This window comes from Ileibacterium valens, assembly GCF_001945525.1.
Lineage (GTDB): Bacteria > Bacillota_I > Bacilli_A > Erysipelotrichales > Erysipelotrichaceae > Ileibacterium > Ileibacterium valens.
In genome coordinates this window covers 1-26,761 of sequence record NZ_MPJW01000144.1, presented here as the reverse complement: position 1 = coordinate 26,761, position 26,761 = coordinate 1, and the positions used below count along the sequence as shown (strand labels likewise).

At 39.9% G+C, this 26,761-nt stretch carries 20 protein-coding genes, 1 other RNA gene and 1 other annotated feature; of the genes, 12 read left to right on the top strand and 9 right to left on the bottom strand.

Features of this window, described 5'->3' with window-relative positions:
* Nucleotides 1-704: 704 nt before the first annotated feature.
* The 9 genes from ffs to BO222_RS07555 form a co-directional block, all read right to left on the bottom strand.
* Nucleotides 705-802: signal recognition particle sRNA small type (ffs, locus tag BO222_RS07595), an RNA gene on the bottom strand.
* 197 nt (nt 803-999) lie between these two features.
* Nucleotides 1,000-2,289, bottom strand: coding sequence for a serine--tRNA ligase (gene serS / locus BO222_RS07590; protein WP_075819838.1), 1,290 nt, complete (start codon nt 2,287-2,289; stop codon nt 1,000-1,002).
* A 47-nt stretch (nt 2,290-2,336) separates the two neighbouring features.
* Nucleotides 2,337-2,611, bottom strand: a binding site (T-box leader).
* A gap of 888 nt (nt 2,612-3,499) precedes the next feature.
* Entirely contained in the window at nt 3,500-6,124 is a 2,625-nt protein-coding gene (gene gyrA, locus BO222_RS07585; protein WP_075819836.1) for a DNA gyrase subunit A, read from the bottom strand.
* A 17-nt stretch (nt 6,125-6,141) separates the two neighbouring features.
* Entirely contained in the window at nt 6,142-8,115 is a 1,974-nt protein-coding gene (gene gyrB / locus BO222_RS07580; RefSeq protein WP_075819834.1) for a DNA topoisomerase (ATP-hydrolyzing) subunit B, read from the bottom strand.
* Complete coding sequence (gene recF / locus BO222_RS07575) at nt 8,102-9,211, bottom strand: DNA replication/repair protein RecF (RefSeq protein WP_075819832.1); 1,110 nt, start codon at nt 9,209-9,211, stop codon at nt 8,102-8,104. The genes gyrB and recF overlap by 14 nt, the downstream gene beginning before the upstream one ends.
* Entirely contained in the window at nt 9,208-9,411 is a 204-nt protein-coding gene (gene yaaA, locus BO222_RS07570) for a S4 domain-containing protein YaaA (RefSeq protein WP_075819830.1), read from the bottom strand. The genes recF and yaaA overlap by 4 nt, the downstream gene beginning before the upstream one ends.
* 282 nt (nt 9,412-9,693) lie before the next feature.
* Complete coding sequence (gene dnaN, locus BO222_RS07565; protein ID WP_075819828.1) at nt 9,694-10,818, bottom strand: DNA polymerase III subunit beta; 1,125 nt, start codon at nt 10,816-10,818, stop codon at nt 9,694-9,696.
* Between the two features lie 133 nt (nt 10,819-10,951).
* Nucleotides 10,952-12,316, bottom strand: a complete 1,365-nt coding sequence (gene dnaA / locus BO222_RS07560; protein ID WP_075819826.1) for a chromosomal replication initiator protein DnaA — start codon at nt 12,314-12,316, stop codon at nt 10,952-10,954.
* A 759-nt stretch (nt 12,317-13,075) separates the two neighbouring features.
* On the bottom strand, nt 13,076-14,434 hold the full coding sequence (locus BO222_RS07555) for an MATE family efflux transporter (protein ID WP_158024576.1): 1,359 nt from the start codon (nt 14,432-14,434) through the stop codon (nt 13,076-13,078).
* A gap of 608 nt (nt 14,435-15,042) precedes the next feature.
* Here BO222_RS07555 and rpmH point away from each other — a divergent pair.
* From rpmH to tnpA, 12 genes are all read left to right on the top strand, one after another.
* Nucleotides 15,043-15,177, top strand: coding sequence for a 50S ribosomal protein L34 (gene rpmH / locus BO222_RS07550; protein ID WP_075819822.1), 135 nt, complete (start codon nt 15,043-15,045; stop codon nt 15,175-15,177).
* Between the two features lie 41 nt (nt 15,178-15,218).
* Entirely contained in the window at nt 15,219-15,566 is a 348-nt protein-coding gene (gene rnpA, locus BO222_RS07545; protein WP_075819820.1) for a ribonuclease P protein component, read from the top strand.
* Nucleotides 15,567-16,631, top strand: coding sequence for a YidC/Oxa1 family membrane protein insertase (locus BO222_RS07540; RefSeq protein WP_075819818.1), 1,065 nt, complete (start codon nt 15,567-15,569; stop codon nt 16,629-16,631). It abuts the gene before it with no gap.
* Nucleotides 16,632-16,640: 9 nt separating this feature from the next.
* A complete protein-coding gene (locus BO222_RS07535) occupies nt 16,641-17,270 on the top strand; it encodes a Jag family protein (protein ID WP_075819816.1) in 630 nt (209 codons plus the stop codon).
* A gap of 347 nt (nt 17,271-17,617) precedes the next feature.
* Nucleotides 17,618-18,178, top strand: a complete 561-nt coding sequence (pth, locus tag BO222_RS07530) for an aminoacyl-tRNA hydrolase (protein ID WP_075819814.1) — start codon at nt 17,618-17,620, stop codon at nt 18,176-18,178.
* A 47-nt stretch (nt 18,179-18,225) separates the two neighbouring features.
* Nucleotides 18,226-21,618 (top strand): transcription-repair coupling factor, encoded by a 3,393-nt coding sequence (gene mfd, locus BO222_RS07525; protein ID WP_083647731.1) that lies wholly within the window; start codon nt 18,226-18,228, stop codon nt 21,616-21,618.
* A gap of 176 nt (nt 21,619-21,794) precedes the next feature.
* On the top strand, nt 21,795-22,076 hold the full coding sequence (locus BO222_RS07520; RefSeq protein ID WP_075819812.1) for an RNA-binding S4 domain-containing protein: 282 nt from the start codon (nt 21,795-21,797) through the stop codon (nt 22,074-22,076).
* The gene (locus BO222_RS07515) at nt 22,048-23,388 is read left to right on the top strand and encodes an HD domain-containing protein (protein ID WP_233131225.1); all 1,341 of its coding nucleotides are present in this window, start codon (nt 22,048-22,050) and stop codon (nt 23,386-23,388) included. Before BO222_RS07520 ends, BO222_RS07515 begins: the two co-directional genes overlap by 29 nt.
* Nucleotides 23,389-23,696: 308 nt before the next feature.
* Nucleotides 23,697-24,071 carry a hypothetical protein gene (locus tag BO222_RS07510; protein WP_075819810.1) on the top strand — a complete coding sequence of 125 codons (375 nt, stop codon included), beginning with the start codon at nt 23,697-23,699 and terminating at the stop codon, nt 24,069-24,071.
* Between the two features lie 60 nt (nt 24,072-24,131).
* Complete coding sequence (argS, locus tag BO222_RS07505) at nt 24,132-25,766, top strand: arginine--tRNA ligase (protein ID WP_075819808.1); 1,635 nt, start codon at nt 24,132-24,134, stop codon at nt 25,764-25,766.
* 77 nt (nt 25,767-25,843) lie between these two features.
* The gene (rpoE, locus tag BO222_RS07500) at nt 25,844-26,185 is read left to right on the top strand and encodes a DNA-directed RNA polymerase subunit delta (RefSeq protein WP_075819806.1); all 342 of its coding nucleotides are present in this window, start codon (nt 25,844-25,846) and stop codon (nt 26,183-26,185) included.
* Nucleotides 26,186-26,473: 288 nt separating this feature from the next.
* On the top strand, nt 26,474-26,761 hold a 288-nt coding region (gene tnpA / locus BO222_RS07495; RefSeq protein WP_198931970.1), incomplete at its 3' end, for an IS66 family insertion sequence element accessory protein TnpA.

Below are 26,761 nucleotides of genomic sequence, written 5' to 3'. Positions count from 1 at the left end.
TGAATGATTGATCACCTTTCCGGTACCTCCTGTTCTCCTCAGATTAAGGAGCAGAAGATACAAAAATAGTGGCAACTTTTCAACCGATATTCGTCAAAAAGTAGCCACTTTTAAACTAACAAATACAGCGATACTGTTTAGGGGATTTCGAATGGGTCAAAATAACCACCTCCGAAATCCTTCGGATTATGGATTGGTTCCGAGTTTTGGTCTGTCAAGTGCCATATTCGGATAATTTATAAACTTTTGGAGCAACTCCACTGCTTGTGTTAAAAATCAAAAAAAAGAGGAGCGAATTCCGCATGGAAGACACTCCTTAACTTAATGACATTGTGAAAGTTATATATGAATTCAGATCGATCATCTCTAAAAGTCTGAATATCTTTCGTATTTAAAACCTGATTTGAGAAATAGTTCAATGATCATTAGCTTATAGATAACAGTCAATAAATACAGCACAAAAATCATACGCGATATCAGAAGAAAAAGTAGGTGGATTGAAAGTATTTAAACCAGGTAAGTTAATATTAAGGATCGCAGATTCTTGAAGTCATGAATATTGGATATTTAAAATTGAATTGGTAATAATGACAACAATCGCGTACTGATATTTACAGTAAATACGAGATTCAGTTTAAAGTCTGTATTCACTGAAGAAGAGATAAAAAAAACTCATCCAAAGTTCTCAATTCGGATGAGTAACAGACATAAAAAAAACTACTACACATACCAGCGCCCACTTAGTGCTGCTTCGTTCCCGACCTGACACGGTTCATGAGATAATATTGTAGTAGCTTTGTAAGCTTATCAGTTTAGTGATTTCTTGTCAACTGATCCCATGATGAGAAATTGAAAGTGGATAAGGAAAAAAGATAATCATACAGATGTACTGATTCACATATAATTGATGAAAAAAAAGGTCTTCATATCCAGATACAAATCTTCCGTTTGTATTCAAGACACGAAGACCGATTTTTAGTTGCTTCTTTTCGTTAATTCTTATTTCTTTGGAGTAAGAACTTTCTTACCGCCCATATATGGCTGAAGTACTTCCGGAATTAATACACTGCCATCTTCCTGAAGATTGTTTTCCAGGAATGCAATCAGCATTCTTGGAGGAGCAACACAGGTGTTATTCAAAGTATGGGCAAAGTATTTATTTCCTTTGTCATCCTTTACTCTAATTTTCAGTCGGCGCGCCTGAGCATCAGTCAGGTTCGAGCACGATCCAACTTCAAAATACTTCTTCTGACGTGGAGACCAGGCTTCCACATCGACCGATTTATTTTTCAAATCTGCAAGATCACCTGAACAACATTCAAGAGTACGAACAGGGATATCCAGAGTTCTGAAGAAATCAACCGTGTTGGTATATAACTTCTTGAACCAGTCAGCAGATTCTTCAGGTCTGCAGACTACAATCATTTCCTGTTTTTCAAACTGATGAATTCGATAAACTCCGCGTTCTTCAATTCCATGTGCTCCTTTTTCCTTACGGAAGCAAGGAGAGTATGAAGTGAGTGTATATGGGAGTTCTTTCTCATTTATAATCTGATCAATAAATCTGCCAATCATAGAATGTTCAGATGTTCCAATCAGATAAAGATCTTCACCTTCGATTTTATACATCATGCCTTCCATTTCTGCAAAAGACATAACTCCATCTACTACATTGGAACGAATCATATATGGTGGAATAACATAAGTGAATCCACGATCGATCATGAAGTCTCTGGCATAGGAAAGAATAGCTGAATGAAGCCGAGCAATGTCTCCAACCAGATAATAGAATCCATTTCCAGCTACACGTCGAGCTGCATCCAGATCAATACCAGCAAGGCTTTCCATAATTTCTGTATGATATGGAATTTCAAAATCTGGTACGACAGGTTCTCCAAAACGTTCGAGTTCCACATTTTCAGAATCGTCTTTTCCAATAGGAACAGAGTCATCGATCATGTTTGGAATCATCATCATTTTTTCTGTTACTGAGGTGCGAAGCTGATCTTCTTTAGAAGCAAGCTCTTCTAGCTGACCAGCAATTGCTGCTACCTGTTTTTTAATTTCTTCAGCTTCTTCCTTTTTACCCTGGCCCATCAGTTTTCCAATTTCCTTAGAAATCTTTTTTCTTTGAGAACGAAGTTCATCTGCCTGCTGCTGTGCTCTTCTTAAAGCCGCATCTTCAGTAATTACATCGTCTACAAGTGAGAGCTTTTGGTCCTGGAATTTCTTGTGAATATTCTCTTTGACCAGATCCGGATTTTCCCGGACGAATTTAATGTCTAACATAATCCTCCTTGATCTATGAAAAAATCAAACAAAAAAGACCCTTCATCCTAAGGGACGAAAGATCCGCGGTACCACCCTAATTGCTAACTACAATTCAGTCAGCCACTCAAGTCCGATAACGGGGATCTCCGTAAACACTTTTCCACCCTGTTTTTTTCAGAATATCGTATTCACTCTGTTAGGAATATGAAATAAATTCCAACGACTGCAGCGGTTCGTGTTTCTCTCCAGGGTGGAATCTTTCTATTCATCCAGATGCTTTCACCAACCGCATCCTCTCTGGTTTTCAGAATAGGAAGGATATCCCTGTCGTCGATTTCTTTTAATTTACATTTTCATACAAGCAGTGTCAAATCTATGAAACAAAACTCATTTCATATCAAAATTCACTAGCAAACAACCTTATTATCATTATTTATGTTAGTTATAATTAATATATTTCTGATTTTATAAATCGCACTCATATGATTGCTCAGAAATATCTTATTTCTTTATAAATCTGAATATGATCAACCTGAAATTCAATCAGATTCTGAGGATCTATAAATCAGTAAAATATTGGCTTTATATATGTCAAATTAAATAATTCTGGATTGTTAATTTCGGTATTGCTCTGAAATATTTTTTTCATGTTACTGATTCGTATTTTTTCTAGTGTTTCGATTTCTTAACATATCTACTATAGCGGAATTTACAGGATGTGATTTCCTCTTGATTTCAGAAGAATTCATTTCAAAAGATGTAATAGCATTCTTAGTTCTCTTTTTTCCTTCCTGTCCAGGCTCATATCAATTATGATTTCATGAATGAATCGAATTACAGAGCATAATCAAGAACAATAAATAAATTTTATAATTATAAAAAATTAGTCTGTTTATTATTAAAAAAGTTTATGCTAATTAAAAAAACAAAAATAAAACGTATCTAATTTGGTTACCTATCTTACTTCTTATTCATCGATCGATTCAAATTATTTATCACACCATCCAAGATTTGAACACATATCAGCCTGATGACTCATACTTCTGACCTCTGATTTAATAGCTTAGAAAAGATGTTCAGTTTATAATCCTATCTGAAATTCTGAAAACAACATATCCAGTTTTCATGCTCTAATCTGAATAAAAAAAGGAACAAGATATGATTAATCAGATCTTGCTCCTTAAAATTAATGATTTTATTAAGCGTGAAAAGTTAGTAAGAACATTTTCTAAGCTGGGTCTTTTTCTTTTTCAACTTCTGGAATTTCTGTTGTTTCTTCTATTTCCGGAACCAGTTCTCCTTCGAGAACGGGAAGTTCTTCTTTCAGATTTTCTGGAAGATCTCCAGCTGAATCCTGTTCTTCGTGATCAACTAAAGTCACTCGGTAAACCTTGTCATTTTCATTCGGTTTTACGACTCTGACTCCCTGAGTATTTCTTCCAAGGACGCTGATGTTATGTAAATGAACACGGATGATTTGTCCATTTTGAGTTGCGATTAACGCATCTTCATCCCCAGTCACAGCTTTCAGAGCTACCAGGGCCCCAGTCTTTCCTGTAACATTCAGAGTACGAACACCTTTCTTACCTCTTGAAGTCAGTCGATATGAATCGAGTAAAGACTGTTTACCATATCCATTTTCAGACAAGGCAAAGATCATATTTCCTTCAGAAGATGTAGCTGCTCCAACGACGTGTCCTCCAGCTGTATCAAATCCTCGTACACCTGATGCGGTTCGGCTCATCTGACGAACTTCAGTTTCCTTAAATCGAATGGCTTTTCCATTATCACCAGCAATGACTATTTCTTCATCACCGAGTGTCGACTTCACAAAGGCAAGCTGATCTCCTTCATTGAGTGTAATCGCAATCTTACCATTTCTATTTATGTTATAGAATTCCTGAATTGGGGTTCGCTTTACAATACCCTGACTGGTAATAAATAACAAAGATTCCGCTTTACTCGAATCATTATAGGCATGCAGCTCTGTTACCTTTTCATTTTCCTGGAGTGGAAGAAGGTTAACAATTGGCATTCCTTTTGATGTTCTTGAACCTAGTGGGAACTGATATCCCTTCAGTCGATAAACCCGGCCCAGGTTTGTAAATAACAATACAAAGTCATGGTTGGATAAAGTAATCATTCGATCAATTGAATCTTCTTCATTCAATGAAATCGATCGGATTCCTTTTCCTCCGCGATTTTGCGTATGGTAAGTATCAAGCTGCTGAGCTTTGATGTATCCAGAATCTGTGAGAGTCAGAATAATGTTTTCTTCTGGAATCAGATCTTCATCCAATACGTCATAGCTGCCTTCGATAATATCTGTTTTACGAGCATCGCCATATTTTTCTGCAATATCATCCAGATTCTCACGAATAATCCCCAGGACACGTTCCTTGTTTGCGAGGATATCCTGATAATCGGCAATAGCTGCATTTAAAGACTCGAATTCATTTTCGATCTTTTCACGTTCTAATCCGGACAGTCTTCTGATCTGCATGGCCAGAATGGCTTTGGATTGAATCTCATCCAGACCAAATCTCTCATTCATATGCCCAATCAGAATTGGTTCTTCATCATGGGACTGACGGATCATCGTAATTAGTTCATCGAGGTTGTCCAATGCAATCAACAAACCTTTTACAATATGCAGTCGTTCCTGAGCTTTGCGAAGTTCATACTTCGTTCTGCGGATAATGACATCTTCCTGATGCAGGATATAATCAACAATAATATTCTTAAGAGAAAGCTGTTTTGGACGGCCATTCTCAAGGGCAAGCATGTTGATTCCAAAGGTTGTCTGCAAAGGAGTCAGTCTGAACATCTGATTGATGATGACTTCTTCCTGAACATCCTTTTTCAGTTCCATAACAATCCGAACCCCTTCACGATTGGATTCATCATTTAAGTAAACGACACCCTGTACGAGTTTATCTCTGACGACTTCAGCCATCTTCTCGTACATCTTCATCTTATTTACACCATATGGAATTTCGTAGTAAATAATACGCTTCTTACCATTCCCCATATCTTCGACACGGTACTTGGCACGAAGCATAATGCTGCCCTTACCAGTTTCATAGGCATCGCGAATTCCTTTGCGTCCGATGATTATTCCTCCGGTCGGAAAATCAGGTCCCGGCAGATATTCCATTAATTCAGGAACAGATACATCTGGATCATCCATAACTGCCTTAATGGCCTTGACTGTTTCAGACAGGTTATGAGTAGGAATGTTTGTAGCCATTCCTACCGCAATTCCCATCGCACCATTGACTAACAGGTTCGGAATGCGGCTGGGTAATACGACTGGTTCGACATCATCGCCGTCATAGTTTTCAATGAAGTCTACTGTTTCCTTATTCAGATCAGCAACCATTTCCATTGAAATCTTGGACATTCTCGCTTCGGTATACCGCATGGCTGCCGCGCCGTCTCCATCGAGGGAACCGAAGTTTCCATGTCCATCGACAAGTGGATAGCGATAGGAGAAATCCTGGGCCATACGAACCATAGCTTCATAAACCGCTGTATCCCCGTGTGGATGGTATTTACCGATAACATCACCAACGATACGGGCACTTTTTTTATGGGCACTTCCAGGAGTCATGTTCAGACGGCTCATCGCATAAAGAATACGGCGGTGAACCGGCTTCATTCCATCCCTGACATCCGGTAAAGCACGCTGGACGATAACGGACATGGAATAATCCAGGAAGGAATCCCTCATTTCCTTGGAGATTTCTATGTCTTCAATCGCATCATATTGCTCTGAATTCTCATTGATTTCATCCTGAAATTCATCGAGTTCATTATTCAGATCATTCTGATTATGATCTTCATTTGGCATTCAGAAAACCTTCCTTTCTAGAGATCAAGATTTGCATAAACGGCATTCTGCTGGATGAATTCACGTCTTGGATCGACATCTTCACCCATGAGCATTGAGAAGACTGAATCGGCTTCAACCGCGTCTTCAACCGTTACCCGTTTTAAAATTCTGCGTTTTGGATCCATGGTTGTTTCCCATAACTGTTCAGCATCCATTTCACCTAATCCTTTATATCGCTGAATTTTATATCCTTCTTTAAATTCTTTGCGCAGCTGATCCATCTCCTGCTCCTTATAGGCGTAAGCGATTTTCTTTCCTTTTTGAATTTTGTATAAAGGCGGCTGCGCAATATAGACATATCCTTCTTCCACTACAGGTTTCATATAGCGGTACAGGAATGTCAGCATCAGAGTGGCAATATGACTTCCATCGACATCGGCATCGGTCATAATGACAATTTTGTGATAGCGAAGTTTGGAAGTATCCACTTCATTTAAGAATCCGCATCCAAATGCGGTGATCATTGAATTGATTTCGGCATTCGCAAAAATTCTTGACTGTCTTGCTTTTTCAACATTGAGGACTTTACCGCGCAGCGGCAGAACGGCCTGCGTTCTGGCATCACGACCCTGTTTTGCCGAGCCGCCGGCGGAGTTTCCTTCGACAATGTAGATTTCACATTCGGAAGCATCCCGACTTGAACAATCCATCAGTTTTCCTGGAAGGGAAGAAATTCCATCAAGGGCATTCTTTCGTCTGGTGGATTCTCGGGCCTTTTTGGCTGCCAGTCTGGCTTTGCTGGCCAGGATGGATTTTTCCACAATGGCTTTGGCATCCTGAGGATTTTCAAGCAGGAATCTCTGCAGACTGGTTCCGAGAACATTGGAAACGATCTTGCGGACTTCCGAATTTCCAAGCTTTGTCTTGGTCTGACCTTCAAACTGCGGATCTGGATGCTTTACAGAAATGATCGCAACCAGCCCTTCTTTGACATCATCCTGGGACAGCGATTCATCTTTTTTTAACATGTTGTTTTCCCGACCGTATTTATTGATTTCACGGGCGAGAGCCATTCTGAATCCATCGACATGGAATCCACCTTCATGAGTATGAATGTTATTGGCAAAAGAATAGATCTGAGTCTGATAATCGTTGTTATACTGAAGAGCCACTTCAACAAGGATATTATCCTGAAGCCCTTCGGCATAAATGACTTTATTGGAAACCAGTGTTTTTCCTTTGTTTAAAAATTCAACATATTCAATGATTCCCCCATCAAACTTATAGTTTTCTGATCTGGGCTCTTCGCCGCGATCATCACTAAGGGTCATGCGGATGCCTTTATTCAGGAAGGCCAGCTGACGAATACGGGAATTGAGAACATCAAAATCATAAGTTGTTGTTTCTTTAAAAATCGTTGGATCGGCTTTAAAGCGGACTCTGGTACCGCTCTTATCGGTTTCACCAATTTTATGGAGCGGCTCAACCGTTTTACCCCCATTTTCAAAACGGGTTCGGTATTCCCAGCCATCCTGGTAAACCGTTACTTCAAGCCAGGTAGAAAGTGCGTTTACAACAGAGGCACCTACTCCATGGAGTCCACCTGAAACTTTATAGGCACCACCACCAAACTTTCCTCCTGCATGAAGTACAGTCATAATGGTTTCAACTGCGGAAATTCCGGTTTTTTCGTGAATACCTACAGGCATGCCACGTCCATTATCTGTAACGGAAATGATATCGCCTTTTTCAATCACAACGTCAATTTCACTGGCAAATCCAGCCAGTGCTTCGTCAATTCCGTTGTCGACAATTTCCCATACAAGATGGTGAAGCCCTCGTGCGGAAGTGCTTCCGATATACATTCCCGGACGCATCCGAACAGCCTGCAGTCCTTCAAGAACCTGAATATCATCCGCAGTATAGGAATGATTGACATGAGTTGCGCTGTTTTCAAGTTCATCAAACTCGATGACCTGATTTTCAAGCGTTTTATCAGGATTCGACATGATAGATTCCCTCCTTCATTTTTGCGTTTTCAACGGTATAAAATTTCACAGGCCTGTTAAATAAAGCCGGTGAGAGTTCTTCGGAAGTTGTAATGAAAACCTGCATATTTTTTGGAAGGCTTGCAATCAGCGCTGCCTTGCGCAGGTTATCAAGTTCTGAAAATACATCATCGAGCAACATGATTGGGTACTGCCCGGATTTTTCTTCAATAATCTTGGCCAGTCCGATTTTCAGGGCAAGAAGCACAGTTCGCTTTTGTCCCTGACTTGCAGTCTGTGTCAGCAGCTTTCCATTTAAAATAAACTCAATGTCATCTCGATGGATGCCAACGGATGTATTTTTCGTCTGCTTATCTTTTTTAATACTTTTCTCATATGCCTCTAATAGAGCTTCTTCTAAGTTCTCGCTGTCTGTCTCTACACTTGTTTTGTATCGAATCTGAAGAGTTTCAGCGGATTCAGAAAAAACAGGCAGAACTTCATTGGCCTTTTCTTCAAGCAGGGAGAGAAAAGAGGCCCGCTGTTCAATTAAAATTCTGGCTTCCTTCGCCATTTGTACACCTAGAGTTTCAATCAGAAGAGAGTCTGGATGAAACGCCTTTAATGCTGCATTTCGATCCTTCAGAAGTTTCTGATAATGAGAAAGAGTGGAAGTGTAGGTTCTCGATAATTTGACGAGCTCCATATCCATGAACTGACGCCTTTTTGAAGGCGATGAAGAAAACAGATTCAGATCATCAGGGCAAAAAAGAATGGCATTCACGATTCCCACAAACGAAGATGCAGCGGGGACCGGGCTGCCATAACGGAATAGACGCTTTTTATGGTCTTCCACATAAATTCTCAGATCTTCGAGACGGGTCTTTCTTTCAACAAGACATTCAATCGAGAATGCCTGTTCATCGTGCTCAATGAGTGAACCAGTTTTTAGAGTTCGAAAGGAACGCAGATGGGAAAGATAATAGATTCCTTCAAGAATATTTGTCTTTCCCTGCGCGTTTCTGCCAAACAAAACATGAATCATTGCTGGTTCAAAAGAAAAAGAAGCTGAATCATAGTTTCGAAAATGAGAGAACTTCAATTTTTGAATATTCATTCAATTTCAATCCGGACGCCTTCAGCTTCCACCACATCTCCAGGACGGAGCTTTTTCCCTCTGCGATTTTCTGATTCTCCATTAACCAAAACAGGATTCTCGGCAAGATAGGCTTTTACCTGCCCACCGCTGTCAAGAATATTGCAGGCTTTCAGAATCTGCTGCAGAGTAATATATTCATCTTTAACTTTAAATTTCATATGTACCCCGATTCTTGATCAATTATAACAAAAATCCATAAAGATTACTATACGGCTGTCTTTTATGCAAGTGTACTCATCCTTTAGATAATCGAAATCTTGATTTATGACTCGAAAAAGGGCCTGAGAAACAGGATGACATTGAAACGTGAGTAAAAACTCGGCTTTGAAAACAAGTAATTATTTGAATAAAGGTTTATAAGAAAAAACCGCGAAATATCCTTTTCTGGAAATAAACAAAAGGATTATTTTGCGGTTTTTTAGAATAATTGAAAAATGATCCTAATAAGATGAACGCATTGGAACGACAAGCATCGTCATATCTTTATTTTCAGGATCCGAAACCTTAAATGGAGTAATTACTCCAGTGAAATCAATTCGAACTTTTCCAAGCGTTTTTAATGCTTTTATTGCCTGAAGCAAATATTCACCATTGACTGCCATTCGCAGTTCTTCTCCCTGATAGAACACTTCATAGACCTGCTGATCTGCATTTCCGATGGTTGAAGCTCCAGAATAAATCTGAATTCCTTTTTCTGAAAGATTCATTCTAAGTTCTGCCACTCCATCATCTTTAAAGAGAATTCCTCGTTCAATGACAGGAATAATCATAGACGCGTCAAGTTCCATCATGGATTTGAAATTTTTCGGAATGACTGCCGCAATATCCGGGAAAGTCCCATCATATAGAGTGCTTTGAATTAAAGTACGATCCGATACAAACTGTATTTTTCTTTTATTGACAAAAATCTGAATGATATCGTCATCATTTTTAAAAATACGGGCTGCTTCCTGTAAAGCACGAACTGGAACAGTGACATTAAAATTCTGACTGAATTCACCATCAATATAATTTAAAGCCATTCGGTAAGAATCAGTTGCTGCGGTAATGATGCGTTTTCCATCTGAGCGGAAATTGACACCCATTAACATTGTTCGGGCATCTTTTTCACTGGTCGCATAAGCAATCTGATCAACGGTTGTTCGAATATTTTTCAGGGAAATTTTGATTTCATTTTCCGGCCTTTTAATATCCGGCAGCGCAAAACGTTCTAATTCAAGCGTAAACAGATTAAATTTTGAGTTCTCATCCGAAACCTGAATCATGTTATCGCCAACTGTCATCACATGAATGTTTTTTCCACCCATATGTCGAATGATTTCAATCAGATATTTCGCGTCAACAATCATATGTCCGGTGGATTCAATTCGAAGCTGATTGAGTTCACCAGGGTGAATTTCAGTCACGATTGCCATTGTTGAATCCTGCGCCGTCAGATGAATCATGTCGGGGTGCAGAAAAATCAAGATTCCAGAATAAGAAGGATTTGGTGAATTCGGACTGATTGCATGAGAAACATTTGTAATTTTATTGAGAAAGTAAGATCGATTGATGAAAAATTCCATAGGAATACCTCCAGAATGATAGTTAGAAAAGATTTAAAGTCACAATAACAACCGGGGGAAAACTGGGGAAAACTTCCAATTTTCCGATAAGTAAAGAATTCTTTTAAAAAAGTGGTGGGGATCAGAGGGGAAACTATTTTCGTTTATCCCCTAAGCGGCTTTGCAGATCTTCGGCGGCTTCAAGAAATGAAGGCTCTTTTTTCATAAGCAGGCAGGCTCTTTCATAGGAAGAAGCAATCGTCTTGTGGTCGCGTCCCCCAAGTTCTACACCAATGACCGTATAAGGTTTATGCAGCAGTTCTCTGCACAGCCAGACACATAAATGACGGGCAGTCATGATTTTTTTCTGCCGGCTTTTTCCTTCAAGATCCTTATAGGCGAGTCCGTAATATCGTGTGACCGCCTTTTTTATTTCTTTAACGTTCAGATCGGCAGTATCACTTTCGATAATGGTTTCTGTCTCGAGGACTTGAGATGCAAATTCCATATTAATGACTGGCGGATTAAACAAGGTGGCATTAAAAATCAGACGATTCAGGCTTCCTTCCAGATTTCGGACATCATTGGAAAAACGTAAAGCGAGAAAATCAACGACATCTTCTTCAATCTGACAGGCTTCCTGTCTTCCTTCGATCTTCTTTTTCAAAATGGCTTTCGATGTTTCAAAGCCAGGCTTGGAAATATTGATCGCAAGTCCGGATTTGAAACGGCTGACAAGCCGTGCCTGCAGACCAGAAAGTTCCTGTGGATGAATATCGCTGGTTAGAATGATCTGCGAATTCTGTTGGAGCAGCTTGTTATAAACAGTAAAGAAGATTTCCTGAGACGAGGCGTGCTGAAGATTCTGAATATCATCAATCAGAAAATAGTCACAATCGAGCAGCTGTTCTTTGACTCGTTCTACCGTATTGCCATGTACGTTTTTCGTTTTCATGGCTTCGATTAATAGAGAGACAAAATCGCCGGAATACATATACAGGACCCGGCTTTCTGGCTTTTCTTTATGCAAATAGTTGCCGACGGCATGCAGAAGATGGGTTTTCCCTAAACCGGAGTTACCAAAAAGCATTAAAGGATTAAACATTCCACCTGGTTTGCCAGTACAGACCGCAAGACAGGCAGCATAGGCTTCCTGATTGGAAGAACCTTCGACAAAAGATTCAAACGTATAACCTTCATTAAATTTAAATTCGAGCAGATTGTTCGTTCTTTGTTCGACAACGACTTCAGGTAAAAGCTGTTCCATATCCTTATAACTGACGATGACTAAGGAGAGCTCTTTTCCCCAGAGTTCTGAAAGCGTGTCGGCAAACAGTTCCTGATTATTATTTAAAAGGTTATAAGAAACGATAGAACGATAAGCTACATAGGCTTCGCTCTCATCAATTTTGAAAAGAGTAGTTTTTTTTAGCCAGGAAAAAGTGTCCTGTTCGAAGACTCCGGCGGCCATGATGGCATCGAGTACCTGGGTCCATAACTTTTCGTAGGATGAATTCATACATTCTCCCTTCTGCCTGTCTATCATACAGAAAATAGACGGGTTGTGAAACCAGAGTTATCCCCATTTTCTGCTTCGGGGTAAAATTCCCCATCCAGTTTTACCCAATGGGGAAAACTGGGAAAAACAAAAATAAAAAATGGGGAAAACTTTAATTATCCCCATTTAAAATATTATGGATCTTATTCTCTCCGTATGACTTTTTGGTTTTACCCATTTTTCCCCATCCGTACAGATGGGAAGAATGGAACAAGGTGAAAACCGATTTTTAAACGGGAAAAAGTCGTGACAGACTTCGATTTTCCCCGACCATGAGAATTTGAAGTAAAATGGATTTTTTCATGAGATGGGGAAAGAGGTGGGGAAAAAATGGGGAAAAGTCGGGGGAAAAACCTGGATGAATGGGGAAACTTCATTTCGTTTTGTTTACGAATTGTATACAAAATAGAATTTTGAAAATAAATTATAGATTCCAGTCATCTGAATGGAATAAATGCAAGAGGTTTTCCCCATTGACAGTCGGGGATAAAACATGTTATTGGGGAAAACCATAAAAATTGTCAAGAATTATTCACCTTTTAAGACAGGAATTTATGAAAGAGAAAAGTAAGGAAAATGATTCATGAAATTCTGAACTTCGATTGCTGTGCTTGAAACAATCCGATTGAATTTGAGTAAAAGATAAAGGATCAAAACCATTCAAGTTTTGATCCTCGAAAACAGAATCCTTTCGTTTCATAATAAATATGAAGTATTAATTCAACTGAATATCCGACAGCGAATACCATGTTCCTTAAAGACTGGATTTCTTAAATAGAAGAAGGCAAGAAATAGGCACATCACAATCCATATCACCGGTTCAGTAAAGCAGACTCCGAGATAGCCGGTGACAGGAACGATGAACAAAGTAAACAGAACTTTTCCAGCCAGCTCAATCACCGAAGAAAAAATGGGAACAGCCTTAATTGACATGCTTTGTAAAGACATTCTCAGATTTAAGAGAACGCCTAAGAATGGATAGAAGGGAATATTCGTTCGCAGATACAAAGAACCGGTATCAAGAACTTCAGAATTTGAACTTCCGGAAATCGTCGCAACGATCCAATTGGAAAGCAGATAAACAATAGCTGTCATGGCTAATGAATAATATATGGCCAGCCGATTCGAGAAGGCGATGCCTTTTTCTGCCCGTTCATATTCCTTTGCTCCAATGTTCTGAGCGACAAAAGAAGATAAGGCCATCATAAGGGAAGCTGGAGGCAGCATCAGTATGCTTGAAATCTTTCTGGCAGCTGTATGACCAGAAACGATCATGGTTCCCTGTACATTGATTACGATCTGCAAAATTAAAGAACCGGCTGAAACAATACTCGACATAAAAGCCATGGATAGTCCCATCATAGTCAGTTCCTGATCCAGCGATAGATCCAGTTTGAAATCGGAAAGAGAAGGCATCAGTTCCTTTTTTCTAACCAGCATCCAGATCACACAAATTATCAATGAAATCAGCTGAGCTAAAAGTGTAGCCCATGCCGTTCCTGTAACACCCATGTGAAAAGAAATAATAAAAAGCAGGTCGAGGAAAATATTCAAAATACTCGAAATTAATAAAATAACCAGAGGGGCAGTTGAATCGCCGGCTGCTCGAAGCATTCCCGCACAAAGGTTATAGGAGACAGTAATCCAAAGTCCCATGCAAATCACTGAAATGTAGGAATAAGACAGATCCAGGATGTCTTCTGAGGTCTTCATAAATATCAGAATGTCTTTGAGGAAGATCATCATGAGTACAGAAAGAATAATTGCCGCAGCTAAAGAGAGCAGAATAGATTGTCCAACGACCTTTCGATAACCATCCATATCTTTGGCACCGAATTTCTGTGCAGCAATCACAGCTAATCCCTGGCCAAAACCCGTACAGAAACCGACAACCAATTCAAATAAAGCAGTAACTGCTCCAATTGCAGCCAATGACAAATCACCCAGACAATAACCAACGATGACTGTATCGGCTGTATTATAGAAAGTCTGAAAAAGCTGAGATAAAAATAAAGGCAGAGCAAAAATCAGCAGCACCTTCTTAAGGCTGCCAGTTGTTAATGAAATTTCCTTAAACAAAATAGATTCTCCTTTCTTTAATACATGATTCATTCAGATCCGATTCACAAAGCTTTCCAAACGAAATGGCATGATTCAAAAGTTCTGCGTTTAGATCAAATATGCTTGCGGTATTATTGTATGGAGTAAAATTTTGTATTTCCAAGGAACATTTGATTCACTCTTTCATCAATTGATAAACGATTTGAAATGAAGGTTTCAATCTCGAATCGAAGTGAGATGCTGAAATATAAATTCTTTAAATTTATCGCCTGTCTGTCATTCAATCAGATGATGGATGATCTGGAAAATTTTGATTAAAGCTAAGACCATGAAGTAAACGAAACTTCTCAAACACAATCAGAGAGTATGAATTTATAAAGAAAGTCTTCCTGGTATCATCTTCTCTATATAATACGGAAGATCAAAAATAACCAAATTTCAGGTGTAGCTGTACTTTTAAGAAAATTATGAACTTTTTCTTGCCTGAAAATCGGATTTATGGACGGATCAGAGTTTATTTTCATCAGTCAAATACGCTTTATTGACAGTGAATTTTGAGACTTGCTATAATTACCCATGCAATCTGATTATTTATATATAAATGAAAGACTGAGGGGTGTAAAAAGATGAAAAGAACATATCAGCCTAGCAAGATTAAACATAAGAGAACTCACGGTTTCCGTGCCCGTATGGCTACTGTTGGTGGACGTAAAGTTCTGGCCAGAAGAAGAGCTAAAGGCAGAAAGGTATTATCCGCATAAGAATCACCTGAAAAGGTGATTTTTTTCTCTATTTGCTCGGAATGAAAAAAGTCAGACGGATAACAAAGAACCAGGAATTTGGTGATATTCTATCCTGCAGAAAATTCACCAAAACCCCTTCCTTTATTCTCTATCGAAAAGAGGCAAAGGAAAATCATGCAAGAATCGGTATTTCTGCAGGAAAGAAGCTTGGAAATGCCGTCGTTCGCAACAAGGTCAAAAGACAGGTCCGCAGCCTGATCGATGAAGTTTTTGATTTTGATGAACCCTGGGATTTTGTCCTGATTGTCCGGCCGGGCTATCTGAAAAATGATTACGCTCAGCTAAAAAATGAACTTTCAGATGCAAGAAGAAAAGCACTGAAATCCAGTGCGAAAAGAGGAAAATAAATGAGTAAAATTCGCAGACATTACAAGGTGCTCCTGCTTAGTCTGTTTGTTCTGCTGACATGCTCTGCCTGTTCGAATCCACGTGGTACGGACGGAAAGACAAAAGTGGACCAGATCATTGCGTCGGAGAAAATTGAGATTGACAAATCACAGGTCAATATTGAAGAAGTTGCGGATCCCGCTTTAAAGGAAGAATTGATTTCCGATACGAGCGATGTCGTAACGATTGAACCTACAAGCTGGTCAAGTGCCTGGGGCAATGGCTGGTTTGACGGACTGATTGTCTGGCCAATTGCCCAGCTGATCAACGTTCTGGCTTCCTTTACAGACGCTGGATGGGGAATTATTCTGACAACGCTTCTGATTCAGCTGCTGATTTATGTATTAACTTATAAATCTCAGCTTTCTCAGCAGAGAATGCAGGAACTTCAGCCTGAAATGCAGAGGATCCAGAATAAATACGCTGGAAAAAATGATGAACGCAGCCGCATGTTAATGGCTCAGGAAACTCAGAAGCTTTACACTGACAATGACATTCATCCGTTTGGAAGCATTCTGGTGATGTTCATTCAGCTGCCGGTCATGATGGGAATGTTCTATGCCACCATGCGCGCAGCGACAACGGTTTATGGAAGCTTCATGGGTATGCCATTATCAGAAACCCCACTTGGAGCTTTCGCCAACCTCGACTGGGGTCCAATCATCATTTATGCATTAATGATTGTTATGTCCATTGTTTCCATGCAGCTTCCAAAATGGATGGGCAAGATGGACAAGAAAAAACAGGAAGCAAACCAGAAGAAATCCAAATTCAAGAAAAAAGAAGAACAGTCTCAGGGCGGTATGATGGCCAATACCATGAATATGACGATGTACATGACAACCGCAATGGTTGCCTTCATGTATATTTCATGGCCAATCGCCATGTCCTTTTACTGGCTTGTTTCTTCGGCTATTCGTTCCGGAATGAGTGTTCTTTCTCATTACGTTTCGAATAAAAAAGCAGCTGCCCAGGCTGCAAATGCAGCACACGATGCAGGAATTCTGAAAAACAGAAAGAAGTAGGTTGCGGATATGGAATTTGCAAAATTTACCGGCAAAACTCTCGAAGAAGCCCTGAACCTGGCTTCTGATTCAAAAGAGGTCCCTGTAGAAGAACTCGTTTATACCATTACTGAAGAAAAGGCTGGACTATTTGGCCTGAAAAAATCAGTAGAGATTGAAGCCTATTGCTGGAAGGATATTTCCGATTTTATTGCGGATTATGTTCAGCAGTACTTTGATAATGCAGATCTGGATGGTGAAACCGAAGTCAGCCGTGAAGATGATAATTTCTATCGGGTGATGGTCAATACCAATGCCAATGCTTTATTGATCGGTAAAGGTGGAAGAACCTTACAGAGTTTCAACCGTCTTGTTCAGGCAGCTGCTTCTGCTGCCTTCAAAAAACGAGTAAGACTTCTGATCGATGTCAACGGCTATAAGGAAGATCGCTATGAAAAGGTCTGCCGCATGGCTATGCGGGTTGCCCGTGATGTACGCCGTACCCATGTGGATGCAGTGCTTCCTCCCATGCCAGCCGATGAGCGCAAGGCCGTTCATAATGCGCTAAGTGATATGGATTACATCTCAACCAAATCAAAAGGTGAGGGAGCCGGACGCCAACTGCAGATTTTATATACGCCAGGCAAAGTGTCTGATTAAAACTTGAATACAAGTAACGGGAAGAAATTCCCGTTTTTTGTCGTTTCATCACTAGTTGTGCTGTATCAGGATTTGAATTTATGTCCCATGGCTGCCTGGATCATGAAAGATCCGGGAGTCATGATTGTGAGCCAGGCATATGACTTTCTTCAATGAAGATTGCACGATTGAATACAATCAAACAAAAAGTGAGTATTCATATGAAAAGTCAGAAATTTGTATCATTCAGACTGGTTGGATGATATTCAAGTCGCTGAGATCTTTTTGGATAATCCGTTATTAGGAAGCTTATTTAAAAAAGTTTGATTTAATGAATCGCTGACGAAATCGAGCAGGGAGATAAAAATATGAAAATTATAGTAGGTCTGGGAAATCCAGGACTCCGTTACGATAATACAAGACATAATGCAGGATTTATGGTGATGGATCGCATCGCAGAAATACTCAATGAAAAAATTGAAAAAGAAAAATTCGAAGGAAAATATGTAAAGACCAGAGTGAATGGTGAAGAAGTTATTTTATTAAAGCCGACGACTTTCATGAACAATTCCGGTTTTTCGCTGCGTGCCTGTATGGATTTCTTTAAGGTTTCCAACAAGGATATTCTGGTCATTTATGACGATATGGATATGCCAGTAGGAAAAATCCGACTAAGACAAAAGGGAAGTGCTGGCGGACATAATGGAATCAAATCGGTGATTACCTGTGCCATGACAAATGAATTCGATCGGATTCGGGTAGGTATTGGCAGGGATCCGCAAATTCCAATTGTGAACTATGTTTTATCCAGGTTTAAAGCAGAAGAACAGGAAGATTTAAAAAAATCCGTAGATGAAGCAGCCGAAGCGGCTATTTATTCGATCAGCCATTCTTTTGCGGACACGATGAATCGCTTTAATCATAAATAAGGAAAACAAAAGGATTCATCATTACATAATAGAAGGGATAAAAATCTATGGAAAAACAGATCCAAAGCGCTCTGATGAATAATCCACTGACAACGGAAATCGTAAATGGATCCGATCATGTAGGAAACCTTTCGTTGATGGAAGAAGCGCTGACTTTAGCGGCGGCCTTTAAGAAAGACCAGAAAACTCGAATTATCGTTAAGAAAAACCGCTACGAAGCCCAGCAGCTTTTTTCACGATTAGCTATGCTGGATGAGTCGGTCAATTTATTTGTGATGGAAGAATCATTACGGGTTCAGGCGATTGCTTCTTCTATAGAAGATTCTGTCAGTCAGTTAGGCTCTCTGATTCATTTATCAAAGAATGAACCCCAGATTCTGATTGTTAATGCGGCGGCCTATTTGCGCTTTTTGCCGGATGTTCAGTTCTTTAAAAACTCTGCGATCGATCTGCATGTGGGTATGGAAATCACAATGAATGATCTTCGCGCAAAGCTCAACCGTATTGGGTATACAAAAGTCAATTATGTCGAACACCCATCTTCCTTTGCCAGCCGTGGTGGAATTATCGATATTTATTCGGTGGAATATAACAACCCGATTCGCGTTGAATTTTTTGATACTGAAATTGATTCGATACGTTTTTTTAATCCGGAAACTCAAAGAACGATTTCTTCGACAGATTCTGTGCACATTTCACCGGCTACAGATATTCTGTTTTCGGATGAACAGATTGAAGAACTCGATGAAAAAATTCATAAACGGCTCGATAAGGAACTTTCTTCCATCAAGAATGAAGAAGATCAGGAAATTCTTAAGGATGCGATTTTTCAGGATCTTGAAAATCTGAAAAACTATGCTCCAGAACCGGCTCTCTATAAATACTTTGGTTATCTGAAGCCTGGCAAACTGACTGATTACATTGATGGTGAAGTCATTTTTTCTACCGTAGAAGAGGTGGAGTCATATGTTAAACAGCTGGTAATAGATAATACAGCGTTTATTCAGGAACAGGTTCAGGATCATCGTTCACTTGGCCGTTATACCCTGTTTCATGATCTTTTTGATATGGAAAAAGAGAATAAGCCGATCTATTTCCATGATTTTATTTCTTTCGAACATCCCGTTCATTCTGAGATTTTCCCTCCTGATCCTCATTCATCCAACTGGATGGCATGGGTAGCCGAAGAAGGAAAACAGGATGATGTTTATTTTGCACTGGAAAAAGAAGATCTTGATCTGATGAAAGATCGTATGGATACCACGGGCTTCAAATTTATCGATGCGGATTTTTATGAAGGCTTCAAGATGCCCGGTTTTAAGGTTTATACCCGTAAAGAAATCTTTCATCATACAAACCGCAGAACCCCCTACCAGAAAACCTTCAAGGAAAGTCAGGTCCTCAATGATATTCTCGAACTCGAAAAAGGGGATTATGTCGTTCATGGCCAGTATGGAATTGGACAGTATTTAGGAATAGTCACCCGGGAACAGAATGGAAAAAGTGCAGACTATCTTCATATTGTTTATCGGGATGGCGATGATCTGTATGTTCCTCTTAACAAATATCAGATGATCCGTAAATTCATCTCCAAGGAAGGTGTTGGAACCAAATTATCCAAATTAGGATCCGGACAATGGGAAAAGACAAAAAAAAGAGTCAGTGAAAAGGTTGAAGAAATTGCAGGGCGGCTGGTTGATCTATATGCCGTTCGAAATCAGAATATTGGCTATGCCTATCCGCCAGATGGAGCCCTTGAGCGCGAATTTGATGAAGCTTTTGAATATGAATCAACGCCGGACCAGTTAAGAGCCACCGCTGAAATCAAGACAGAAATGGAAAAACCAAAACCGATGGATCATCTGCTGTGCGGAGATGTTGGTTTTGGTAAAACTGAAGTGGCTATGCGCTGTGCCTTTAAGGCCATTTGCAATGGAAAACAGGTCGCTTTTCTATGTCCAACCACTATTCTTTCCATGCAGCATTATGAAACGCTGAAAAAACGATTTGATGCCATTGGAGCCAAGGTGGCTATGGTCAATCGCTTTGTCAGTGGAAAGGAAATGAAGGAGATTGAAAAGGGGCTTGAAGATGGAACCATTGATATTGTCGTAGGAACCCATCGCCTGTTCAATCAGAAAATTAAGTATAAGGATTTAGGTCTTCTGATCATTGACGAAGAGCAGCGTTTTGGAGTGGAGCATAAAGAAAAGATCAAAGAGATGAAAAATAATATCGATGTTCTTTCCCTGTCAGCTACACCAATTCCAAGAACTATGCAGATGTCCTTAATTGGAGTCAGAACAATTTCACAGCTGAATACTCCACCAGCACAGCGTCACCCAATTCAGACCTATGTCATGGAAAAAAGAGGGAAGACAATCGAAGAGATCATCCAGCGCGAACTGGCGCGTGATGGTCAGGTCTTCTATATGCATAACCGGGTTCAGGATATTTTCAGAGTCGCTAAAGATCTTGAATCAAAATTTCCGGATGCCGGAGTGGGTGTGGCGCATGGGCGAATGAGCCGTGAAGAAATCGAAGAGATCATGTATGACTTTTCTCAGGGAAAATTCAAGATTCTCGTCTGTACGACAATTATTGAAACTGGATTGGATATTGCCAATGCCAATACGATAATTATCGAAAACGCGGATCGTTTTGGGCTGGCACAGCTTTATCAGATTCGAGGACGTGTTGGCCGAAGAGATAAGCTTGCCTATTGTTATTTAATGGTTACACCGGACAAGACTCTTTCAGAAGCAGCGTCCAAACGTTTAAAGTCCATCAAGGAATTTACCCAGTTAGGCTCTGGATATAAAATCGCGATGCGAGATCTGACGATCCGGGGAGCCGGAGATATGCTTGGTCCTAAACAGGCCGGATTTATTGATCAGGTCGGGCTCGATATGTATCTTGAAATGTTATCGGAAGCCATCGCCAGAAAACAGGGAAAGATTCCAGAAGAAAAGAAAGAAACCAAGATATCGGGAGTTTCTGTGGATGATGGATACATTCCAGCTCCGTTTACTTCTTCGGATGGAGATAAACTTTCCCTGTATCAGGAGATGAGAGCCATATCAAGCTATAAGGAGCTTGATGAATATGAAAAGAGAATTCAGGATCTGTTTGGTAAGATCCCTAAAGAAGTGATAAAACTTTTTGATCAGAAGCGTCTGGACCTGTTTGCCAATGAGCCAGGGGTGGCATCGATTAAAGAAAATGGAAAACAGATCGTCATTTCCATGGAAGAACAGTGGAGCCGCAATGTTGATGGTCTTCGTCTGTTTCAGGATATGGGAAGAGTCAGCCGTATGGTAAAGATGACCTATAAGAATAAGCAGATTCAGATCTTCTTTGATAAAAAGAAAAACTATCTGCAGCTGATACAAAAAATCTCTCAGATTGTTTTAGATCCAACGTATATGAAAACTCGCTAAGTCATTATCAAACCTATGGATCGATGGACACAAACCAGGATGAGTAAGAATCGTTTAAACTGAAAATCCAAACCTTTTGCAAAATGAAAATGGAATAGAAGATCGATAATATGCATATAAAATTCTTATCGATCTTCTTTTTCTCTTATGGAAATTGAAAGCAGGTGAATCCTTTTATGCGTCTTGATAAATATTTAAAAGTGGCCCGGATTCTGAAAAGAAGAGAAGCTGCCAAAGAGCTCGCCTTACAGGATCGAGTATGGATTAACGGTCGTCTGGCCAAGCCAAGTTCTGAAGTTGAAGTGGGTGATGAGATCCGCCTGAAGTTTGGTTATCGAATGTTGACGATTAAAGTCGAAGACATTCAAAAGCAGGTGTCCAAACAGAATGCTGCATTGCTTTTCAGTGTCATTTCTGAGGATCGTTTAGATGATGAATCCGACAAATCCATTGGATAATTTGAAAGCACCAGGCAGTCTTCTCGAACAGAAAACATCTGAAACCAAAGTCTTCAGAGATCCGATTCATGGTTACATTCGGGTGGAATATCAGATCGTCTGGGATCTGATTAATTCAAGAGAGTTTCAGCGACTTCGCAGAATCCATCAACTAGGCGGCGTTTCTCTGGTCTATCACAACGCCGAACATACCCGGTTTTCTCATTCATTAGGTGTCTATGAACTTTGCCGAAGAATGATTACTGAAGTCGATTCGATCAGAAGTATTCTTAATCAACAGGAGCAGATCACGGTCTTGATTGCCGCATTGCTTCATGATATTGGTCATGGACCGTATTCTCACTTCTTTGAATCGATTTCAAAAATCAGTCATGAAGATCTGGGAACGATGATAATTGAATCGGATCAGACAGAAATCAATCAGATTTTAGAGAAAGCTCAAAATGGTTTATCCAAACGAGTCACATCCATTTTGAAAAAAGAGTCTGAGCCCCATCTGATGTCAAGTATGATCAGTTCCCAGATCGATGCGGATCGTATGGATTTTCTTTTACGGGATGCCTTTGAAACAGGAACGACGTATGGAAATTTCGATCTGGAACGAATTTTGCGAACACTCAGAGCGGATCAAGACTCATTATTCATCAAGAAAAGCGGCATCCACTCGGTCGAAGATTATATAATGGCAAGATATCAGATGTATTTTCAGGTCTATCAGCATCCCGACAGTTATGGTTATGAACTGCTGATCGAACGTTTCTTTAAACGATTAGAACAGATTGAAAATGAGAATCAGATGATGAATAAAGATCTGGATCCGGATAAGCAAATGATTGATATGGCCAGTGATCTTAAAAATCCTTTACGAATGCTTCACAAAGGACAGATCCATCTTTTAGATGAGACTCTGTTAAATATGGTCATTCGAAAAGCGTTGGATTTCCATGATGAAATTCTGAAAGATCTGGCTGAACGGATCATTAATCGAAAACTGTTTAAATGGATGGATCAGCCAGGTGATCAGGACTTAAAAATAATCCGGGCCGAGTTGAAAAAGCATAACCTTCCTGAATCGATATATCTTCAGGAAATTGAACTCTCCACTGGTGAATATCTTCCTTATCATGAAAAGAGTGAACCAATCCTGGTTCTTGATATGGATGGTTCAAGGAAATATCTTTCAGAGTGTTCAGCCATCGCCAAGGCTCTTTTAAGCGTCCAAAAACCTGACAGCCATCGAATCTATTTTCCTGAATTGATTCTGGATACATTAATAAAGGATCAGACTGATAATAAGAACAGTTATGATTAAATGAACAAATACAAACAGGCAGACTACAGTCAAAAAAAAGAATCAATACAGAATTCATTCAGTTCAGAAATCAAAAGTATCATGAAGATTTACTAATAGAAGTTATAAAAGGCGGATGGGCTTAAGGATAAACAAAAAAAGCAGTCCGCTTTTCTCTTTGTCCAGTTGGAAACCGTCACCACAAAAAAGTCGATGACTAAAGGATATTTCGCTAAAATCTTAACCATAATTCTCAGTAAGTTTGAGATTTGGCGGATTGTTGGCGGTATTGTTGAATGTCAGGTTGTTTGTGTTATAGTTTTTTCGCTATGAAAAGACACGTACAGCTGATCGAACTGGCTTCAAATAAAAAAACATTTGATAAAGAAGCTGAAGTTCATGCCGTCGGCAAGGCTGGTCTGGAAATTATTATGGAAAATCCAGAAGCCGCTGGACGGGAAATATGGAAGATTTTTGAAGATTCTGCTCTGATCGATTCCTTATATGAAAATTCGATCCGTATGATCATCCGAAAGGGTCATCCGTTACGAATGCTGATACGAACGGAATTTGGCGATATGGAAATGGAAGCGGATCTGATCCGTTATGAATGCATCCATCAAAACCATCAGACAAGAGCAATTCTTGAATATTCAATTCCTGAATCCGATGAAATCATCGGTTTTGAATTAAAGATTCTTTGATGCAAATCACAGATTCAAAGAATTTTAAAACGAAATAACATCAATAGAAGGAGGCTTATTTTGGCTGCTATAGATAAGGAACTGCAGGAATCGCTTGCGGCTGCGGCAAAAAAATCATTTGATCTCGACTTGAATCCATCTGAAATTCTGATTGAAATACCAAAGCGAAAGGATCAGGGAGACTTCTCTACGAACCTCGCCATGCAGCTGACAAGAACTCTGCATAAAAACCCAAGAGAGATCGCAAATGCTCTGCTTGAAAACATCGAAAATCCTATGATTGATTCCAAAAGTATTGCTGGTCCCGGATTCATCAATTTTGTATTAAAGAGTGACCGCTACGCTAAAGTCGTAGAAGATATTCTGACAAAACAAGAGGACTACGGAAATGGCAAACCCAATGGAATCAGAGTCAATCTGGAATATGTTTCAGCCAACCCGACTGGATCTCTTCATTTAGGTCATGCCCGTGGGGCAGCCTGGGGAGATGCCATCAGCCGCATTATGAAAAAAGCCGGTTATGATGTCACCCGTGAATACTATGTCAATGATGCTGGAAATCAGATTCGCAATCTGGCTTTATCTTTACACGCCCGTTACCTGCAGGCCCTGGGTAGAGAAGCTGAAATTGGTCAGGATGGATATCTTGGAAAAGATATAGAAGATAAGGGAAAAGAGCTTGCCGAAAAATATGGTGAGCAGTATGCCGATTTTACAGAGAAAAATCTTGATTTCTTCCGTAAGGAAGGAATCGCCTTTGAGCTGGCAAAAATTCAGAAGGATCTGAAGGATTTCCGTGTTGAATTCGATGTATGGAGTTCTGAACAGGCCCTTCGCGATGCCGGTGAAGTGGAACGTGTTCTTAAAATTCTTGAAGACCAGAACAAAACCTATGAAAAGGATGGAGCCCTCTGGTTTAAGACAACAGAATACAATGATGATAAGGACCGTGTTTTAAGAAAACAGGATGGAAGCTATACTTACCTGGTCCCAGATATCGCTTATCACAATAATAAGTATGACCGTGGATTTGATCAGCTGATTGATTTCTTTGGTGCCGATCATCATGGATACATTCCACGTCTGAAAGCCAGTATGGCCGCTTTAGGACATAATCCGGATATTCTGAATGTAGACATCATTCAGATGGTTCGTCTGGTTGAAGACGGTGAAGAAGTGAAGATGAGTAAACGTCTTGGCAATGCGATGACCATTAATGAATTAGTTGACATGGTCGGAGTCGATGCCGTTCGTTATTTTTTCGTGAACCGTGCCCTGGATTCTCATCTGGATTTTGACCTGAAACTGGCAAAAAGTCAGTCTAACGACAATCCGGTTTACTATGCTCAATACGCTCACGCCAGAATGTGTTCCATTCTGAAGAATTCACCAGAATATCCAGCCGTTGATAATTATGAAGGTCTTGATCATGAAAAAGAGATCGAACTTCTTAAAGTTCTTCAGGATTATGAAAATGTCGTAGCTGAAACGGCCCAAACCCGTCAGGTTCATCGAATCGCTCATTACATTCAGAATCTGGCAACGAAATTCCATAGCTTCTATACATTCTGCAGAGTCAATGATTCAGAAAACCCTGAACTCTCCGCAAAACGTTTAGCTTTAGTGAACGCAAGCCGTATCGTACTGGCCAATGCGCTCAATCTTCTTGCTGTAGAAGCTGTAGAATGCATGTAATAAATTGTATCTGAACATTTGGCTTTGAATTTTAATTCAAGCTTGTAGAATGTTTGTGTCAAAGGAGATTATTAGATATGAAAAAGTCGATGATCGAAACAGCGTATCATGTTCTTTCTGATGAAAAACATCCAATGCCGTTTCTTGAACTGTGGAACGTTGTCGCTAAAGAGATGGGATTTACTCCTGATCAGCAGGAATCTAACATTGCTCAGTTTTTCAGTGATCTTTCCCTCGATGGCCGTTTTGCCAATTTGAAGGGAAACAGCTGGGATCTTCGCAAACGTCAGTCTTTAGCCAATACAAAAGTCGATACCGATTCCATCAGTATTGAAGACGAAGAGGACGAACCAGAATTTACTGATGATGAAACTGAAGAGTCCATCGTCCTGAAAGAAAATCAGGAAGAAGAAAACTAATATCGTGTTAAAACTCTTCATTCCAAATAGCATGATTTGTCACTTTATTCTGTCAAAATGAGGACAGAAAGGAGAGGAATGCAAAAAAGGGGCTGTTAAATTTCGACTGATTTTTCATCAGCGAGATTTACAGCCCCTTTTTCTATGCTTTTTATCTGATTCAATCCTGTTTTATGATGTGTTTTTCCGCTCAAGTCAATTTTTGAACGTAACCTTTTGAAATTTGCACGGGCTTAGATCCTCCGGTTCCAGTCGATATTCTGTATTCGACTAGAACTGGAGGATTTTATGCATAATTATCTGTTTTCCAAATCCCGTGAACTGAATCAGGAACAGTGGATGAACCTGGTTGATCAATATCAGGTGTCAGGTCTGACTCAGGCTGGCTTCTGCGTCCAAAACGGCCTGGCTTTATCCACCTTCCAGTACTGGCGCAGAAAAGCTGCCGTCGTATCGCCTGCTTCAGCGGCTCTTGAATTCGTAGAAATTGACAGGACGGTCTTCCTGGATTTGGAAGGATCAGACGAGAGTCCAAAGCCGGTGATTGAAATCACTGACAGCGACCGAACGATCCGT